Annotated in this window: 20 protein-coding genes; 17 read left to right on the top strand and 3 right to left on the bottom strand. The window is 36.5% G+C overall.

The genetic code is table 11. The annotated features are described in order from the left end of the window. The first annotated feature begins 78 nt into the window (after positions 1-78). From rlmD to IGL36_RS02460, 3 genes are all read left to right on the top strand, one after another. Positions 79-1,452, top strand: a complete 1,374-nt coding sequence (gene rlmD, locus IGL36_RS02450; protein WP_002355574.1) for a 23S rRNA (uracil(1939)-C(5))-methyltransferase RlmD — start codon at positions 79-81, stop codon at positions 1,450-1,452. Then, a complete protein-coding gene (locus IGL36_RS02455) occupies positions 1,453-1,581 on the top strand; it encodes a hypothetical protein (RefSeq protein WP_002355577.1) in 129 nt (42 codons plus the stop codon). A gap of 139 nt (positions 1,582-1,720) precedes the next feature. Next, on the top strand, positions 1,721-2,038 hold the full coding sequence (locus tag IGL36_RS02460) for a thioredoxin family protein (protein ID WP_002355583.1): 318 nt from the start codon (positions 1,721-1,723) through the stop codon (positions 2,036-2,038). Between the two features lie 42 nt (positions 2,039-2,080). On the opposite strand, the gene IGL36_RS02465 is transcribed toward IGL36_RS02460, so the two are convergent. Beyond that, positions 2,081-2,926: a helix-turn-helix domain-containing protein gene (locus IGL36_RS02465; protein ID WP_002392183.1), complete on the bottom strand. Its 846-nt coding sequence runs from the start codon at positions 2,924-2,926 to the stop codon at positions 2,081-2,083. 398 nt (positions 2,927-3,324) lie between these two features. Between IGL36_RS02465 and ptcA the strand changes: the two genes are divergently transcribed. The 5 genes from ptcA to IGL36_RS02490 all read left to right on the top strand — a co-directional run bounded on the left by ptcA (position 3,325) and on the right by IGL36_RS02490 (position 9,601). Beyond that, positions 3,325-4,344, top strand: coding sequence for a putrescine carbamoyltransferase (ptcA, locus tag IGL36_RS02470; protein WP_002355587.1), 1,020 nt, complete (start codon positions 3,325-3,327; stop codon positions 4,342-4,344). A 66-nt stretch (positions 4,345-4,410) separates the two neighbouring features. Next, positions 4,411-5,787, top strand: a complete 1,377-nt coding sequence (locus IGL36_RS02475; protein WP_002355588.1) for an APC family permease — start codon at positions 4,411-4,413, stop codon at positions 5,785-5,787. Next, the gene (gene aguA, locus IGL36_RS02480; protein ID WP_002364800.1) at positions 5,780-6,877 is read left to right on the top strand and encodes an agmatine deiminase; all 1,098 of its coding nucleotides are present in this window, start codon (positions 5,780-5,782) and stop codon (positions 6,875-6,877) included. Before IGL36_RS02475 ends, aguA begins: the two co-directional genes overlap by 8 nt. Positions 6,878-6,888: 11 nt before the next feature. Beyond that, complete coding sequence (gene arcC / locus IGL36_RS02485; protein WP_002355590.1) at positions 6,889-7,818, top strand: carbamate kinase; 930 nt, start codon at positions 6,889-6,891, stop codon at positions 7,816-7,818. Between the two features lie 196 nt (positions 7,819-8,014). Then, a complete protein-coding gene (locus IGL36_RS02490) occupies positions 8,015-9,601 on the top strand; it encodes an amidase family protein (RefSeq protein ID WP_002398117.1) in 1,587 nt (528 codons plus the stop codon). 190 nt (positions 9,602-9,791) lie between these two features. Here IGL36_RS02490 and IGL36_RS02495 read toward each other — a convergent pair whose 3' ends face one another. After that, a complete protein-coding gene (locus IGL36_RS02495) occupies positions 9,792-9,935 on the bottom strand; it encodes a hypothetical protein (RefSeq protein WP_002398116.1) in 144 nt (47 codons plus the stop codon). A gap of 220 nt (positions 9,936-10,155) precedes the next feature. Here IGL36_RS02495 and pnuC point away from each other — a divergent pair, with 220 nt between their 5' ends. From pnuC to IGL36_RS02515, 4 genes are all read left to right on the top strand, one after another. Beyond that, positions 10,156-10,854 carry a nicotinamide riboside transporter PnuC gene (gene pnuC, locus IGL36_RS02500; protein WP_002355593.1) on the top strand — a complete coding sequence of 233 codons (699 nt, stop codon included), beginning with the start codon at positions 10,156-10,158 and terminating at the stop codon, positions 10,852-10,854. An 8-nt stretch (positions 10,855-10,862) separates the two neighbouring features. Further along, positions 10,863-11,507 carry a deoxynucleoside kinase gene (locus tag IGL36_RS02505; RefSeq protein WP_002355594.1) on the top strand — a complete coding sequence of 215 codons (645 nt, stop codon included), beginning with the start codon at positions 10,863-10,865 and terminating at the stop codon, positions 11,505-11,507. A gap of 349 nt (positions 11,508-11,856) precedes the next feature. Continuing rightward, on the top strand, positions 11,857-12,288 hold the full coding sequence (locus tag IGL36_RS02510; protein ID WP_002398115.1) for a hypothetical protein: 432 nt from the start codon (positions 11,857-11,859) through the stop codon (positions 12,286-12,288). A gap of 112 nt (positions 12,289-12,400) precedes the next feature. Further along, complete coding sequence (locus IGL36_RS02515) at positions 12,401-12,787, top strand: DUF1149 family protein (protein ID WP_002358717.1); 387 nt, start codon at positions 12,401-12,403, stop codon at positions 12,785-12,787. Positions 12,788-12,833: 46 nt separating this feature from the next. On the opposite strand, the gene IGL36_RS02520 is transcribed toward IGL36_RS02515, so the two are convergent. Then, positions 12,834-13,169 carry a hypothetical protein gene (locus IGL36_RS02520; protein WP_002366186.1) on the bottom strand — a complete coding sequence of 112 codons (336 nt, stop codon included), beginning with the start codon at positions 13,167-13,169 and terminating at the stop codon, positions 12,834-12,836. A gap of 297 nt (positions 13,170-13,466) precedes the next feature. Between IGL36_RS02520 and IGL36_RS02525 the strand changes: the two genes are divergently transcribed. From IGL36_RS02525 to IGL36_RS02545, 5 genes are all read left to right on the top strand, one after another. Beyond that, positions 13,467-14,858 carry an L-cystine transporter gene (locus IGL36_RS02525; RefSeq protein ID WP_002355598.1) on the top strand — a complete coding sequence of 464 codons (1,392 nt, stop codon included), beginning with the start codon at positions 13,467-13,469 and terminating at the stop codon, positions 14,856-14,858. Between the two features lie 132 nt (positions 14,859-14,990). Beyond that, a complete protein-coding gene (locus tag IGL36_RS02530; protein WP_002363195.1) occupies positions 14,991-15,371 on the top strand; it encodes a VOC family protein in 381 nt (126 codons plus the stop codon). 152 nt (positions 15,372-15,523) lie between these two features. Further along, positions 15,524-16,690, top strand: coding sequence for a serine hydrolase domain-containing protein (locus IGL36_RS02535; protein ID WP_002398113.1), 1,167 nt, complete (start codon positions 15,524-15,526; stop codon positions 16,688-16,690). 98 nt (positions 16,691-16,788) lie between these two features. Further along, a complete protein-coding gene (locus IGL36_RS02540) occupies positions 16,789-17,499 on the top strand; it encodes a DUF1003 domain-containing protein (protein ID WP_002398112.1) in 711 nt (236 codons plus the stop codon). A 153-nt stretch (positions 17,500-17,652) separates the two neighbouring features. After that, positions 17,653-18,603, top strand: coding sequence for a rhodanese-related sulfurtransferase (locus IGL36_RS02545; RefSeq protein ID WP_002398111.1), 951 nt, complete (start codon positions 17,653-17,655; stop codon positions 18,601-18,603). The last annotated feature ends 67 nt before the right edge of the window (positions 18,604-18,670 follow it).

The raw sequence follows: 18,670 nt of genomic DNA on the forward strand, positions 1-18,670 counted from the left end.
CGCCATGAAAATTCGTTGTTGCTTTTCTTAGGTATTTTCATTAGAATGAGTGAAGTGTATAAAAAGAAGGAGCGACTTATGAAAAATTATCCAGTAAAGAAAAATGACGTCATTGAAGTAGAAATCATTGACTTGACGCATGAAGGTTTAGGCGTGGCAAAAGTGGACCATTATCCATTGTTTATTGAAAATGCCTTACCAGGTGAAAAACTTGAAATCAAAGTCTTAAAAACAGGCAAAAGTTTTGGTTATGGGAAAGTATTGACTGTCCTAAAAAGCAGTGAACAGCGTGTGCCCGTGAAAGATGAAAACTTTACAAAAGTCGGGATTAGTCCGTTGCAACATTTAGCGTACGGCGCCCAACTATCATTTAAAACGCAACAAGTCGAAAATGTTATGCAACGTGTCGCTAAATTGCCAGAAGTCCCTGTTTTACCAACAATTGGGATGAACGATCCGTGGCATTACCGGAACAAAGCACAAATTCCCGTGCGTAAAATTGACAACCAACTACAAACAGGTTTTTTCCGGAAAAATAGCCATGATTTAATTCCGATGGAACATTTCTATATTCAAGACCCCGAAATTGATGCAGCAATTGTTAAAATCCGTGACATTATGCGTAAATATAGCGTAAAACCTTATAACGAATCTGATAATACAGGGAACTTACGCCATATTGTCGTTCGTCGTGGCTACCATACTGGGGAGATGATGGTTGTTCTAATTACGAGAACACCGAAATTATTCCCAATTAGTAAAATTGTGCCAGATATTTTGGAAGCTATTCCGGAAGTAGTCAGCATTGTACAAAATGTAAATCCAAAACGAACCAATGTCATTTTTGGCGACGAAACCATCTTATTACATGGGTCTGAAAAAATTACAGATACTATTTTTGATTTGAAATTTGAAATTTCCGCGCGTTCATTTTATCAAGTAAATCCACAACAAACAGAAGTGATGTATCAAAAAGTTAAAGAGTATGCGGCTTTAACAGGCAATGAAATTGTGGTGGATGCCTATTGCGGGATTGGGACGATTGGCTTAACTTTAGCCCAAGATGCAAAGCAAGTTTACGGTATTGAAGTAATTGAAGAAGCGGTCAAAGATGCAGAAAATAATGCTAAATTAAACAACATTGAGAATGCCACTTTCACGGCTGGTTTAGCGGAAGAATTATTGCCAAAATTAGTTGAAAATGGCTTGCAACCAGATGTTGTGGTGGTGGATCCACCACGGAAAGGGTTAGATGGTCAATTAGTAAACACATTAATTGAAACGCAACCTGAACGAATTGTTTATGTCAGCTGTAATCCAGCCACACTCGCTCGCGACATTGCATTATTAACAGAAGGTGGCTATGAAGCAAAAGAAATTCAACCAGTGGATAATTTCCCACAAACGACCCACATTGAATCTGTCACGTTATTAACAAAGGCGGTGGATTAAATGAATGAAAAAGAAAAAATGTTAGAATTAATTAAAAAGAAACAAGGTGGTGGCCGTTCTAAAAAAATGGAAACTCCCAAAAATGATCGTAAAAACATGCGCAAAGGGCCTAAAATTTTTAATAAATAAGCGGTTATCAGTAAAAAGTTGCCGCCCATTAATGAAATGGGCGACAACTTTTTTGTTAAAGCATTCCTAGCCAAACAAATAAGTTGTTATTTTGCTAGTAAATCTGTTATTTTAGACAAAAGACAAGGAGGAATATTCAGTGGAATATGTAACAACATTAGAAGAATTAGAAGAAAAAATTACAGACAATCGTCTACAAGCCGTCTTTTTGACAGCAAAAAATTGTAGTGTTTGTACAGTTGATAAACCGATTGTCGAAAAAATTGCAACAAAATATGAATTTCCTACATACATTGCAGAAGCTGATAAAAGTCCAGAAATAATTGGACAATTAAATGCTTTTTCTGCACCGACCATTATCTTATACTATGAAGGAAAAGAAATTCATCGCCAAGCTAAAATTATTAACTTTCAAGAAATTGAAAAGAGAGTTCGACAAGTACAAGAAAATAGTTAATCAAAAAGGAAGCCACCGATCACGGAGAGGCTTCCTTTTTAATTATCTCGCTAAATGTTCAGTTTGTTGTTGAGAAAAAAGTTGATAACTGACAAAAACTTCTGCTCTTTTGTTTACTTCTAATTTAACGAAAATATTGTGGATATGTGTTTTTACTGTCCCGATTGATAGGAATAGTTCGTTGGCTATATCTTGATTTGTTTTGCACTCTAAAAGTAACGAAAGCACTTCTCGTTCTCGCTGCGTTAATTGATAGGCATCACAAAAAGGCGCCAAAAGTACGGGTTCATCTGATTGATTTTCTTCCAATTTAGCAGCGTCTTTTTCAAGCACCGACAGAGGAAAATCACGATTACAGAAGTAGATAATGGCGATGGAGAGAATGATTGTATAAATATCTTCAGAAACGTTTCGGTTGTTAATTTTAAAGACAATATCAGAATATTGGTCAATGTTAAAAATAACGAAGGTATCTTCCAAAAGAATCGCCACACCGAAACCAATGCTTAGCCAACCAATAAAACGAAGATATTTTTTCGCAAGGGCTGATAAAGGATCTATTCGTAGTTGATAGAGCGCATAGCATCCAAGGTAAATTAAAAATAGCTGATTGGGTAAATAGTACAACCAAACTTTTAAGGCGGAATTTTGTGAAAATGGAATAGCTAGCATCCATAAACCAATTAAAAATAACCAGACAAATTGATAATTTTTAAAAGGACGCCCACTAATAGTATTGATAATAGCCAGATAGGCAAAATTACAACAAATAAAAATGATGGTCTTTAAAAAAGGTGCGGTCATAAAGGTCTGATTATATTCGGTTGCAAACGAATTAATGAACTCAGTCATATAAACAATCACATTGTCACAAATAAAAATAACCATTAAAAAGAGAAGCAATAAAAAAATCGGTTGTTTATTTTTCAAGTAAAGATTTAAGGTAAAGGTTGAAGTAAACGAATATAAAATAATCAACAAGATGTTATAAATAAAAACAAATGTCACGATTGGAAACCCCTTTCATCTTTTATTTTAAGTGAATGATTTTTCAAAATAATTATACCATTTTCAAATCTATGATTGGTCAGAAATTAGAGAGAAATCCGCCTAAACTTTTATAAACCCCTGGTGTACCAACGGTTTATAACCATAAATAAACTTTTTTTAATGAAAAATAACGCCGAAAAAGAAAGCGTTTTCTAACTTTTGGTGGATAGTAAACTCTTCGCTAAACTTGGTAAAGTCGATGTGTAAACAAAAACAACTTTTAGGAGGAACACATCATGAAAAGAGATTACGTTACAACAGAAACATATACGAAAGAGGAAATGCACTATTTAGTCGATTTATCATTAAAAATTAAAGAAGCGATTAAAAATGGGTATTATCCGCAACTGTTAAAAAACAAATCTTTAGGAATGATTTTCCAACAATCTTCAACTCGAACACGAGTATCTTTTGAAACTGCAATGGAACAATTAGGTGGACATGGCGAATATTTAGCACCTGGTCAAATTCAATTAGGGGGACATGAAACGATTGAAGATACCAGCCGTGTATTGTCACGTTTAGTAGATATTTTGATGGCTCGTGTGGAACGTCACCATAGTATTGTTGATTTAGCTAATTGTGCTACCATCCCAGTCATTAACGGTATGTCTGATTACAATCATCCAACCCAAGAATTAGGTGATTTGTGTACCATGGTTGAGCATTTACCAGAAGGCAAAAAATTAGAAGATTGTAAAGTTGTCTTTGTCGGAGATGCAACACAAGTTTGTTTTTCTTTAGGATTAATCACAACAAAAATGGGCATGAATTTTGTTCACTTCGGTCCAGAAGGCTTCCAATTAAATGAAGAGCATCAAGCGAAATTAGCAAAAAATTGTGAAGTTTCAGGCGGTAGCTTTTTGGTCACAGATGATGCAAGTTCTGTTGAAGGCGCTGATTTCTTGTACACGGATGTTTGGTATGGCTTGTACGAAGCGGAATTATCTGAAGAAGAACGTATGAAGGTTTTCTATCCAAAATATCAAGTGAATCAAGAAATGATGGATCGGGCAGGTGCCAATTGTAAATTCATGCACTGTTTACCAGCAACACGTGGGGAAGAAGTAACTGATGAAGTGATTGACGGTAAAAATTCTATTTGTTTCGATGAAGCAGAAAACCGTTTAACATCTATTCGTGGCTTATTAGTATATCTTATGAATGATTATGAAGCAAAAAATCCTTATGATTTAATCAAGCAAGCAGAAGCGAAAAAAGAACTAGAAGTTTTCTTAGACACTCAAAGCATTTAACGGCCAACTGTCCACTGATTGAAAAAATGAATCAGTGGACAGTTTATAAAGAGAGGAAGAGTCTTCATGGAGGGGAAAAAGAAATTTAGTTTAACGAGTGCCATTTTATCAGTCATCTGTGTGGTTTTCGTTGCTGAAGCAGCGGCGCCTGTTGCTGCAATTGGTAATTCTCAGTTTTTTTGGTGGATTTTCTTATTAATTGCATTCCTATTGCCATATGGGTTAATTTCATCAGAATTAGGAACAACTTATATTGGTGAAGGGGGCATCTATGATTGGGTGACCAAAGCATATGGTCATCGTTGGGGTGCCAGAGTTTCTTGGTATTATTGGATTAATTATCCATTGTGGCTAGCTTCATTAGCCGTTATGACGCCAGAACTATTAACGACAATTACAGGTATTAAGTTTTCAACACCGATGATGATTATTGTTGAATTAATTTTTACTTGGATTGTGGTTTGGATTAGTTTTTATCCAGTCAGCGACAGTATCTGGATTCTAAATGGAGCTGCCGTAATCAAGATGGTTTTAGCTGTCTTAATTGGTGGGCTAGGATTGTATGTAGCCTTGACGAAAGGTGTTGCCAATGAATTTACCTTGAAATCAATGCTGCCAACGTTTGACTTAAGGAGTTTATCTTTTATTTCTGTAATCATTTTTAATTTGTTAGGGTTTGAAGTCATCTGTACGTTTGCAGATGATATGGAAAATCCTAAGAAGCAAATTCCACAAGCTATTGTAGCAGCGGGGTTAGTCATTGCGGCCATTTATATTTTTTCAGCCTTTGGAATTGGGGTAGCGATTCCCACCGATCAAATTAGTACCGGCAGTGGTATGATGGATAGCTTTAAACTATTGACAGGCTCGACAGAAGGTTGGTTCATTATGTTGATGGCTTTCCTATTCCTTCTTACGTTGTTCGGAAACATGATTTCTTGGTCATTAGGAGTCAATAATACAGCTTGTTATGCTGCTGAAAATGGTGACATGCCTAAATTTTTTGAAAAACGTAGTAAGAAAAATGACATGCCAATTGGGGCTGCTTTGATGAATGGCATTGTGGCATCGGTGGTCATTGTATTAGCACCAATTTTACCTAATCAAGATTTATTCTGGGCCTTTTTCTCCTTGAATGTCGTCCTATTCTTGTTATCGTATATCCCAGTTTTCCCAGCTTTTTATAAGCTTAGAAAAATTGATCCCGATACACCACGTCCGTTTAAAGTTAACGGAAAACCAGGATTTTTAAAAGTTTTAGTGGTTTTACCAATGATTATGATTATTATTTCACTGATTTTCACAGCAGTGCCTTTAGATTTTAGTCCCGCAGCATTAAATGAAAAATTACCAATCACAATTGGGGCAATCATTTTTATTCTGTTTGGTGAAGTAATTATTTACGTGAAAAAAATTAAGAAGGGAACGAAAGAAAATGGCTAAACGAATTGTAGGAAGTACCCCTAAACAAGATGGCTTTAGAATGCCAGGAGAATTTGAACCACAAGAGAAAGTTTGGATGATTTGGCCAGAAAGACCGGATAATTGGCGTGATGGTGGTAAACCTGTCCAAGAAGCTTTTACTAATGTGGCCAAAGCAATTAGTCAGTTTACACCGATGAATGTGGTGGTTTCTCAACAACAATTTCAAAATTGCCGTCGCCAATTGCCGCCAGAAATTACGGTTTACGAAATGTCAAACAATGATGCCTGGGTCCGTGATTGTGGACCATCATTTGTCATTAACGACCATGGAGAAATCCGTGGTGTGGATTGGACATTCAATGCTTGGGGGGGATTAGTAGATGGTTTATATTTCCCTTGGGACCAAGACGATTTGGTTGCACAAAAAATTTGTGAAATTGAGCATGTAGATTCTTATCGTACAGATGATTTTGTTTTAGAAGGCGGTTCATTCCACGTAGATGGACAAGGAACAGTCTTGACTACAGAAATGTGCTTATTAAGTGAAGGTCGAAATCCACAACTTTCAAAAGAAGCAATCGAACAAAAATTATGCGACTATTTAAATGTTGAAAAAGTTCTTTGGCTAGGTGATGGAATTGACCCAGAAGAAACTAATGGTCATGTGGATGATGTAGCTTGTTTTATTGCACCTGGTGAAGTGGCTTGTATTTACACTGAAGATCAAAATAGCCCGTTTTATGAAGCGGCACAAGATGCGTATCAACGTTTGCTTAAAATGACTGATGCTAAAGGACGCCAATTAAAAGTCCACAAATTATGCTGTCCTGTCAAAAATGTAACCATTAAAGGCTCCTTCAAAATTGATTTCGTGGAAGGAACCATGCCACGAGAAGATGGCGATATTTGTATCGCATCCTATATGAACTTTTTAATTACAAATGATGGCGTGATTGTGCCACAGTATGGTGATGAAAATGATCGTTTGGCTTTAGAGCAAGTTCAAACGATGTTCCCAGATAAAAAAATTGTCGGCGTTAATACGGTAGAAGTTGTTTATGGGGGCGGCAATATTCACTGTATCACACAACAAGAACCAAAGCGCTAGGAGGGAAACAGATGTCAAAAATAGTGATTGCATTAGGTGGAAATGCGTTAGGAAATTCTTCGAAAGAACAATTGGCAAAAGCACAAACCGCTGCAAAATCCATTGTTGATTTAATTGAACAAGGCCATCAAGTGGTGATTGCTCATGGCAACGGGCCACAAGTTGGCAAAATTCGCTTAGCTTTTGAGGAAACGAGTCAATCTCCAGAAGATGTCGTGCCGTTTCCTGAATGCACAGCAATGAGCCAAGGCTATATTGGCTATCATTTACAACAAGCAATTGATGAAGAACTAGTAGCCAGAAATTTAGGGGAACAACCAGTTGTTACGTTAATTACACAAGTCGTGGTGGATCCAAAAGATCCAGCGTTTACAAAACCAACAAAACCAATTGGTGGTTATTATGACGAAGAAACAGCCAAACAGTTGATGGCAGAAACTGGGAACGTCTATCAAGAAGATGCGGGTCGAGGCTGGCGGCGGGTAGTTCCTTCACCAAAACCAGTTGATATTTACGAAAAAGTTAGCTTGCGAACACTTGTTGATGCAGGACAGATCGTAATTGCTTGTGGTGGCGGCGGGGTTCCTATTGCCTATGATGGTCCAGTCTATCATGGTGTAGATGCAGTCATTGATAAAGACTTTGCGGCAGCAAAAATGGCTGAACTCATTGAAGCAGATGTTTTTGTGGTATTAACTGCAGTAGAACATGTTTTTGTTAACTTTGGTCAAGCAAATCAACAAGCTTTGACCGATGTTACGGTTACGGCAATGCAACAATATATAGAAGAAAATCAATTTGCGCCAGGTAGTATGTTACCTAAGGTAGAAGCGGCCATCAGTTTTGCAGAAAGTAAACCAAACCGCCAGGCGATTATCGGACTTTTAGAATTAGCTTCGGAAGCAATCAAAGGAGAAAGTGGTACACGAATTACACAATAAATTCTCAGTATTTAACTTTCACAAAAGACTAAAACAAACGCATTTAGCGGACTATCTTAATCGTTAGAGAGTAGGACATCGGTCGTTTTGACGGATGTCCTACTCTCTATTTTGTCTTTTTAACGAACAAAACTGTTAGTTGTCATGCAAAAATAAACATAGTAAGATAATCTTTAAATGGTATAGGAGGATAAAAATGTCTAAATTTTTAAAAGTAATCGGAATAATTGCTGTTTTGTTAGTCATAATAGGCGCTGCAGCGTATTGGTTTATACTCAAAAAGTTCACTCCTGAGGCAGAAACCCCAGCAATGTACAATCAAGAGAGAATCGTTAAAACGATTGAAGACCAATTAAAAGAAACGGATGTACAAAAAGCTCGGACCAAAGCACCGTTGATTATTGAAAAAAATATCACTGAATTACAGCAAGCGATTGCCGACGGAGCATTGACCTATGAAGAACTTACGGCGTTTTATTTGGACCGTATTTTACAGTTCGATCAAATAGATAATGGCATGAACAGCATCTCTGAAATCAATCCGCAAGCAATTAAGGAAGCAAAGGCATTTGACCAGCAAGCCTCTCAAACACCGAAGAAGCCTTTGTATGGTATTCCTGTGACTTTGAAAGAAAATATAAATACGACCAACATGATTTCGAGTGCAGGAGCTTATGCCTTACGCACGTTCAAGCCTAAGGAAGATGCGGAAGTAGTTAAGAAGTTAACAGAGGCGCAAGCTTTGATTTTAGGAAAAGTAAACTTATCTGAACTAGCGAATTATATGTCAATGAAAGCACCAAGTGGCTATAGTTCCAAACATGGACAAACACTTAATCCTTATGGGCCGCTCAAAATAACACCTTCAGGTTCAAGTTCTGGGAGTGGGGCTAGTGTGACGATGAATATCGGCGCCTTCTCTTTAGGCACTGAGACGATGGGATCGATTGTTTCCCCCGCTTCTCATCAATCAGTGGTTGGTTTTAAACCGTCCCACAGTTCAGTAAGTGGCGAAGGTGTTTTACCATTGGCACCATCATTAGATACAGTTGGCCCGATTGCCCGAAGTGTCGTTGATGCTGCGCAAGGCTATAATGCGTTTAAGAAAGACACGGTTCCGAGCATTGATTCAACGAAATTTACTAAAAATAACTTACAAGGTCAACGCATTGGGTTGCTAGAAATGCCAAGTGCTGAAGAAGAATTTACGGCTGCTAAAAAGGCCCTCCAAAAAGCAGGAGCAGAAGTGATTCCGGTAACGCCAGACATGGAAGGGATTGATGGCGGGAAAGTTATTTCCAATGAATTTAAGTTTGCATTGGAAGAATTTGCGAAACGTTATGACTTACCATTTAAAACACTGGAGGAACTAATTGCGTATAATCAACAAGATAAAAAGGTTCGTGCCAAGTATGGGCAAGATTTATTAGAAGCAGATGTTAAAAAGAAACAACCAGATAAAGAAGTCATTCAAGCAACCATTAAAAAAGCACAGCAAACGTTTGATGCGTTGCTAAAAAAACAACAATTAGACGGATATGCTTTTATTGATTCTGAAGGTACGGGTTTAAGTGCTGTGGCAGGATATCCTGAATTGACGGTTCCTTTGGCGAAAAACAGTGAAGGACAACCTTATGGGCTGACTTTTACACAAACTGCCAATAAAGAGCAAACGTTATTTGAGCAAGCTTACAGCTTTGAACAAAGTACAAAAGGACGGATAGTACTTTCAGACAACGAGCTGTTGGCAAACAGTAAAAAAATAAGTAGAGATGAGCAGTAAAGGGAAACTAGGATTGGCGAAACATCCGTATCAAACCTAATAAAGATAATCGACCTACAAATGAAAGGAATTGTTTGTAGGTCGATTATTTAGGTTAGTCGTTTTTTTTGCTTTTTTAGGCGAATGTTTTCATGTAATAAGTTAATAAGTGGCCAGATTCGAGAAATAAGGCCATCAATTTTTAAGCATTTCAATAAAAAGAGTGAACGATGACTGTATTTGAAGCATAAATATGTGCGGTTGCTTCCGCTTTCGCAACATTAATTTGGAGCGCTGCCGTCGTAAAGGGTTCTGCTGCAGGAATTATTAGATGGAAACAAATCCATGAATACATAGAAGATTAAAGCAAGATGAAGAAAATATTGTGGCAATAAAGGATATCAGAAAGCTTACGTAATAACTATATGTAGTGTTTTGATATTTTTCGAATCAATATATAGTATTAAAATCTTCTTTTTATTCCGAAATCTGATTGACTTGTTTTTTAAAACGGAGTACTCTTATTGAGACGTCAACAGAGAAAAGTTTGGTTTTAGGAAGGTCGGAAATTTGTCGTGAATAAGAATTTTTTGGTGAATGATTTTAAAGGTTGGGAAACGAGAAGTTACTTGTTTTTAGCTTTGATGGTGGGGGTACAGTTGATTGCATTTGCTATCAATCCATCGAATTGGATTACGTTAGTAGGTGGTTTAGCCGGCATCATTTGTGTGAATTTAATTGCCCAAGGAAAAGTCAGCAATTACATTTTTGGGTTAATCAGTGCAGTGATTATTGGCTATTTTGGGTTAGTGACACGGGTATATGCCGAAGTTCTTTTACAAAGCTTCTATATTATTATGGACATTACAGGGCTTTATGCTTGGCTTCGGGCTAGCGAAGATGGCTCGGGTCAAGTAACCGAAGTAAAAGTTTTAAAAGGTATTCAGTGGTTGTATGCCTTTTTCACGTGGCTGCTCATTGGCGTAGCTGCATATATTTTGTTAGGTTTTGTAAATGATGCGCAACAAACATTAGATGCAATCACGTTCAGTGTTTCAGCGACAGGGATGTTATTGATGATTAAACGTTATCAATCGCAATTCGTGTTTTGGCTACTAGGAAATATTTTTTCAATTTTGTTATGGTTCCGAGCAGGGACGCACGCTGGTGGTGATTATGCGATATTTGTTATGTATTGTATGTATACTTTTAACTCAATTTTTGGTATGTTTAATTGGTTGAAGATAAAAAATAAAATGGAAAAAAATAGGTAGGGAGTTCGATGGCAGTGATTGTTTTAGCAGGTACGATTGGCGCTGGTAAATCTAGTTTAACAGCTTTAATTGCAAACCGTTTAGGTTCAGAAGCCTTTTACGAATCAGTTGATGATAATGAGGTATTACCTTTATTTTATGCAGAACCGGAAAAGTACGCATTTTTATTACAAATTTATTTTTTAAATAAACGTTTTGATAGTATTAAACAAGCATTAACACATGAAAATAATGTATTGGATCGCTCGATTTATGAAGATTCATTACTTTTTCATTTAAATGCAGATTTAGGTCGTGCCAACGAAACAGAGGTCAAAGTGTACGATGACTTATTACAAAACATGCTCCAAGAATTGCCGTATGCTGCGCATAAAAAAAGACCTGATTTGTTAGTTCACATTCGTATTTCATTTCCCAAAATGTTGGAACGCATCAAAAAACGTGGCCGTCCTTATGAACAAATTGAGACAGATCCAACGTTGTATGATTACTATCAAATGTTGAACGAGCGTTATGATCAATGGTATGAAGACTATGATGAAAGTCCTAAAATTCAAATTGATGGCGATAAATATGATTTTGTCGAAGATCCTGAAGCGTGTCAATATGTCTTGGCGTTAATTGAGAAGAAAATTGAAGAATTAGAAAGATAAATAAAAAGAAGCAAGTCCGGACTTGCTTCTTTTTGACTTAAAATGTGGATAGATAGGCTAAAGTTGCTACTAAATAAAGGAGTGTAGTGCTAAATTATAGAATCGGATTTTAACCTTCCCCTAAGTTAAAATCGGATAATCTATCCATCGACAGTTTAAGTTTGTATAAAATAGCGGTAGCTATTATCAACGAAGTCATTCATCGGTTGACCTGACTTCTCTAGAAGTATACCATCGAAAATAACCAACAGTTGTTCAAAATTTGGACTTAGTAAGTGTAAATTTTGATTGAAAGTTTCTGTAAATCAATCATTTATTCAAAAAATAATGCTCGAAAGAAGGAAGATAAATGGGCCAAATTTGGTTTGAACGCATTCTACGTTGGCGCAAAAAAGCGCAACGATTTTTACAAGGACGTTATGCCCGGTTCGATGAATTGAATCGCACGCTGTTGCTAACAAGTGTCGTGCTGGCGCTCATCAATATTTTTACTGGCTATCTTTGGGTTCGGTTATTGATTTTAATCACAGTCGCCTACGTGTATTATCGCTTTTTTTCAAAACATATTCACCCGCGATTGAATGAAAATCAACGGTTTATTCTTCGAAAACAACGCCTAATGCAAAAGGTTCATGCTTTTCGCAAGCGACACCTGACTCAGAAAGAGTATCGTTATTTTAAATGTCCAAAATGTCAGCAGTCATTACGTGCGCCGAAAGGACGAGGAACAATCAAAGTCACTTGTTCAAACTGCCAAAATCAATTTATCAAAAAAGTCTGACCTTCTGTGTTTTTTGGTCTAGGCAACTTTCGGACTTGTGGTATACTTGAGAAAAGAAACCATTGGATATTCTAAAAGGGGAATATCTTGTTAAAAAAGGAGAGAAAAAACAATGGAAATTAAACGCCAACAAGAAATTGTTGAAGCGTATCACTATGATATGCGAGTACCTGATTCAGAAGTAGAGACAGATTTACGTGTCAGCTTTTCACCAATTGAAGTAGAAGAAGAAAATTATCCAGAAAACAGCTCAGCACTTGTTGCTCGCTTAGAATTTCGAATTGTCTTTGACGAATTTGTTTTATCAGGGGCGATTAGCCAAATTAATCACATTATTGATCGTAAAATTGAAAAACAAGAAGATATTTCGCAAGAAGAAGTCGATGAACTTGTGCGTCCTTTATTTAGCATCGTCGAACGTTTATCTTATGAAGTAACTGAAATTGCTCTGGATCGTCCAGGTGTTCAATTGAATTTTCAACAATCAGAAGAAGCTTAAACTTTGAAAACAGCGTTTATAACGGATTCCGTTATAAACGCTGTTTTTATTCTTGTGAAGATTTAGCAACCAAAGCTTTTTTAAACTGTTCATAATTTTTTGTAGCGATATCCACATAAGCAATCGGCTGACCAACTTTGGTGATTTTTTCGGGAAGATAGGGAGCGAGCATTTCATTGTACAAAATGAACGCAGCTTCTGGTACTTCCTCTGAAAGAACATCATAACTGATAAAGTCAATTTCATAGGTTGGTTGAAAAAAGGCTTTGATGTTTTGCTGCTCTTTATTTGAAAAGAGCCAAGGACCCGCATTTGCAGGGCTTCCCACAAATAACGTCGCTCCATCACGGTTGACAGAAAGGATCCAACAAATTTTTTGCATACGCTTACACCTCCTAGAACTAAGTATACCACGTCAGCTTAAAAGAAAGAGGACAAAAAACAAATTATTTTTACAGTGACTAGTAAAACAACGCTTGGTGATAGTTTTAAACTATCGCAACGGTTATTTTCTATCAAAAAGTAAGCAAATTATCCCACTATTTGCTATAAAATAAGGTACAATAGAACTATCACTGGAAACAGTTTGCTGTTTTCAGGGTATTTACTGGAGAGTGAGTACCGGGAACCTTTACTTCCTTTGATGTACTTGTCATTAAAAACATAGGGAGGAACTAAAATGACAACATTCATCACTGTATTAGTGATCCTTGCATTTATTGCTGTGTTATTCGGTTTCTACCAAATGCAAAAGAAACATTTAAAATTCTCAACACGTGTCTTTTCAGCATTGGGCGTGGGGATTGTTTTAGGTGCAATTATTCAATTTGCTTTTGGTACAGACAGTAAAATTACTACGCAATCAATGGAATGGATCGGGATTGTAGGTAATGGTTATGTAGCGTTTCTACAAATGCTCGTAATTCCGTTAGTATTTGTATCTATCGTAGGTGCATTTACAAAAATGAAAGAATCCAATAAATTAGGAAAAATTAGCTTTAATGTGTTAGCCACCTTACTAGGAACAACAGCAGTAGCTGCCTTGGTGGGGATTGGAACAACCTTAGCGTTTGGCCTTCAAGGGGCAAAATTCACGCAAGGTGCTGCAGAAACGTCAAGAATTGCCGAGTTAGCGACGCGTCAAGATGCGATTCAAGATTTGACGATTCCCCAACAAATCGTTTCATTCATTCCTAAAAATGTCTTTGCTGACTTTGCGGGCACACGACCAATGAGTACCATTGGGGTGGTAATCTTTGCTGCGTTTGTTGGTGTCGCTTATTTAGGCGTTCGTCGTAAAGCGCCAAAAGAAGCTGAATTTTTTGCAAATTTAATTGATAGTTTATATAAAATTACCATGCGAATTGTTACCTTAGTTTTACGCTTGACCCCTTATGGCGTGTTAGCGTTAATGATTAATGTTGTAGCAACAAGTGATTTTGTTGCGATTATTAACTTAGGTAAATTTGTGTTGGCATCGTATGTGGCCTTAATTATTGTTTTTGCCATTCACATGTTGATTTTAATTACTTTAAAAGTCAACCCAGTTACGTATCTAAAAAAAGTTTTTCCAGTCTTGAGCTTTGCTTTTACTTCTCGTTCAAGTGCAGGCGCTTTACCATTAAATATTGAAACACAAACCAAAGCATTAGGTGTCGATGATGCCACAGCAAACTTTGCTGGTAGTTTCGGTTTATCTATTGGACAAAATGGTTGTGCCGGCGTTTATCCAGCTATGTTAGCAACCATCGTTGCACCAACTGTTGGAATTGATGTCTTTAGTTTACAATTTATTTTAATGTTAGTAGCAGTTGTCACAATCAGTTCATTTGGCGTAGCCGGTGTCGGCGGCGGAGCAACCTTTGCTTCTCTAATCGTTTTAGGCGCAATGAACTTACCAGTTGCAATTGTTGGTTTAGTAATTTCAGTTGAACCACTTATTGACATGGCGCGGACAGCTGTTAACGTTAACGATAGTATGGTTGCAGGCGTGTTAACAAGTGCTCGTATTCATGAATTAGATCGTGATGTCTTAAATGATCGCGACGTTGTCTTAGATGCAAATATCTAAATCAATAAAACGAAAAGTGTTTGAGCAATGTCTTGCTCAAACACTTTTTTTGAATTTTAAGCGAAAGTGCAGTAATTATTTAAAAGAACGTATATAATAAGTTGTTAACTAAATTCAAAAGGACGTGAAGGAATGTTTTCAAACCAAGTAAAGATTATGTTATATGTGAATAATGTTGAGGAATCTAGTCAATTTTGGCAAACGTTTGGCTTTGTTGAAAAGGAAAGAGAGGAAGTTGACGGCACATTGGTGGTAGAAATTGCGCCAAGTGAATCAGCAGAGACGATTATTGTTTTATATGATTTGGCCTTTATTCAAAAACATTCACCAGAAGTGGCGGGGAATACCCCTTCTTTAATGTTTGCTAGCGATGATATCATTGGTCTCTATAAAAAAATGCAAGAGGCTGGGGTTACTGTCGGTGAAATGGTTCAATTGCCAACAGGCTTAGTTTTTAATTTTGCAGATAACGATGATAATTACTTTGCTGTGATGGGGCAAGAAAGTAAATAAAAAACAGCTTGGCACCAGAATCAATCTAGATTCTGGTGCCAAGCTGTTTTTTATAAAAGTTGAAAGTTTTATAAATTTTACTAAAATCTGTAATTTTCATGAAAATATAGCGTATGATAATGCTGTTAATAGAATAGGCGGAGGTAAGCGGTATGCGTAAACGACATGCAAAGAAAAGACATGGAGGAGTGAATTGGCTTTTTATAGTATGTTTGTTGGTGGTGATTGGTGGTAGTGGTTATTTAATAAAAACGTTCTTTTTCACTAGAGATTCACAAGTTAGTCAAGAATCGAAAGTGGTCTTGGAAGAAGATCGCCGAAGTGATAATTATGCGAATTTAACGAAAGAAATAGTTGCACCAGATAGTGGCGAACTTGATCAAAAAATTCAAGAAACAAATTATATTGGTTCGGCTTTGATCATTAAAGATGATCAGGTTTTAGTAAATAAAGGATATGGCTTTGCCAATTTTGAAAAGCAACAAGCCAATACGCCAAACACAAGGTTTCAGATTGGCTCAATTCAAAAATCTTTTACCACAACCTTGATCTTAAAAGCGATTGAAGAAGGTAAACTTACATTAGATACAAAACTCGCTACGTTTTATCCGCAAGTACAAGGTGCTGAGGACATTACTATTAGCGATATGTTGAATATGACAAGCGGTTTAAAGTTATCAGCAATGCCTAATAATATCGTTACCGATGAAGAAATTATTCAATTTGTTAAACAAAATACCATTCAAGTCAATAAAGGAAAATACAATTATTCCCCAGTAAATTTTGTCCTTTTAGCAGGAATGTTAGAGAAAATGTATCAACGTACCTATCAAGAATTATTTAATAATCTTTATCACAAAACGGCTGGTTTAAAGAATTTTGGCTTCTATGAAACCTTATTGGAACAACCCAATAATTCAACAAGTTATAAATGGACAGAAGACAATTCATATAACCAAGTGCTCTCAATTCCCGCAGCTAGTTTTGCCCATGAATTTGGGACTGGGAATGTGGATATGACGACAGGTGATTTGTATTGGTACTTACATCAATTAATGAGTGGACACTTAGTTTCCACCGCACTTTTGCAAAAATTATGGACGTCTTCTCAGCAAAGTTCTTATCATGGCGGCATCTATGTTCATGATAATTATTTACGCTTACACGGTGTTGAAGCGGGTCAACAAGCCCTGGTTTTATTTTCAAAAGATATGAAAACCGGGGTCATATTGCTAACTAATTGTGTGAATCCAGCGAAATACAAAGAATTAATTGGTTCGTTGTTCCATGATGTAACCAATTTAACTGTTAAATTTTAAAGCAGAAGCAACAACGATCACTCCAAAGCCTTTTTAGGTTTCTTCTGAGAGACTTTATATTAAAATAAAGGGAAGAACGATCAAAGGGAGTGACGAAGATGAAGCAATCAAAAAATAAACAAGTTGTTATTGGTGAATCAACGGAAAAAAACATTTATCTTCAAGATATAGAACAGGAAACGCAAGCTTTTATTCTCCAAAACAATCCACAATTGACAGCTGAATCGATGATTACATTGGCGGAGTTACTTAATTATCGTTTGGATTACATGAAACAATTAGTCGCAAATGATTCTGAAAAAATCCAACAACTGAATGAATTAGTGGTTCAACACATCAAAGAAGATAAGCTGATTTCCAATAATATGAATGAAAAGATGGAAAAGAAATTAACCTTTGGCCAACGAGCAGCGGATACCATTGCTAAATTTGGCGGTAGCTGGGTGTTTATTGGCTTCTTTTGCTTCGTGTTGATTGCTTGGATCGTGATTAACTCTACCACTTTATTGGGACAACCATTTGACAAATATCCTTATATTTTGTTGAATCTTGCCTTATCTTGTTTAGCAGCTATCCAAGCACCGATTATTATGATGAGTCAAAACAGACAAGAAGCCCGTGATAGAGAACAAGCGAATAATGATTATAAAATTAACTTAAAAGCAGAGGTAGAAATTAATTTATTACATGAGAAAATGGATTATATTATCAATAATCAACTAGAAAATTTGGTAAAAATCCAAAATATTCAAATTGAACTTTTAGGTGAGTTGCAAGAACAACTCGCTACGACTTCTGAAAAGGAGTAGTATATAGAAGTAGCTCGTTGTTGCGTAATAATTATTACGCAACAACAAGCTACTTTTTTATTGTGTGTAAATACACAAGCAAAATAATCGCTTTCCCTTTTTCATTCACCGTATAATGGGATAGAATGACTTTATACAAAAGGGGAAAACAAGATGAAATACCAAGTATTACTTTATTACAAATATACAACAATTGAAGATCCAGAAGCTTTTGCGAAAGAGCATCTAGCCTTTTGCAAATCATTAAACTTAAAAGGCCGTATTTTAGTAGCGACAGAAGGGATTAACGGAACGTTATCTGGTACTGTCGAAGAAACAGAAAAGTATATGGAAGCAATGCAAGCAGATGAGCGCTTTAAGGATACATTCTTTAAAATTGATCCAGCAGAAGAAATGGCCTTCCGCAAAATGTTTGTTCGCCCACGTTCTGAATTAGTGGCGTTGAACTTAGAAGAAGACGTTGATCCATTGGAAACGACGGGGAAATATTTGGAACCTGCAGAATTTAAAGAAGCCTTATTAGACGAAGACACTGTTGTAATCGATGCTCGTAACGATTATGAATATGATTTAGGTCATTTCCGTGGTGCCGTGCGCCCAGATATCCGTAGCTTCCGTGAGTTACCACAATGGATTCGCGAGAACAAAGAACAATTTATGGATAAAAAAATTGTTACCTATTGTACTGGCGGGATTCGCTGTGAAAAATTTTCTGGCTGGTTATTAAAAGAAGGATTTGAAGATGTTGCTCAATTGCATGGTGGTATTGCCAACTATGGAAAAAATCCAGAAACACGTGGCGAACTTTGGGATGGCAAAATGTATGTCTTTGATGACCGAATCAGTGTCGAAATTAATCATGTTGATAAAAAAGTTATTGGGAAAGACTGGTTTGATGGGACACCTTGCGAACGCTACATTAACTGTGCAAACCCAGAATGTAATCGTCAAATCTTAACTTCAGAAGAAAATGAACATAAACATTTAGGTGGCTGCTCATTAGAATGTAGCCAGCATCCTGCCAACCGTTATGTAAAAAAACATAATTTAATAGAAGCAGAAGTTGCTGAACGTTTAGCTTTGTTAGAAGCGGTTGAAGTATAAAAATAATAAAAAAATAAACAAAAAAACTTCGAAAATTATTTTTCGAAGTTTTTTTGTTTATTTTTTT

The organism is Enterococcus sp. AZ011 (genome assembly GCF_050548355.1).
Taxonomy (GTDB): Bacteria; Bacillota; Bacilli; order Lactobacillales; family Enterococcaceae; genus Enterococcus; species Enterococcus faecalis.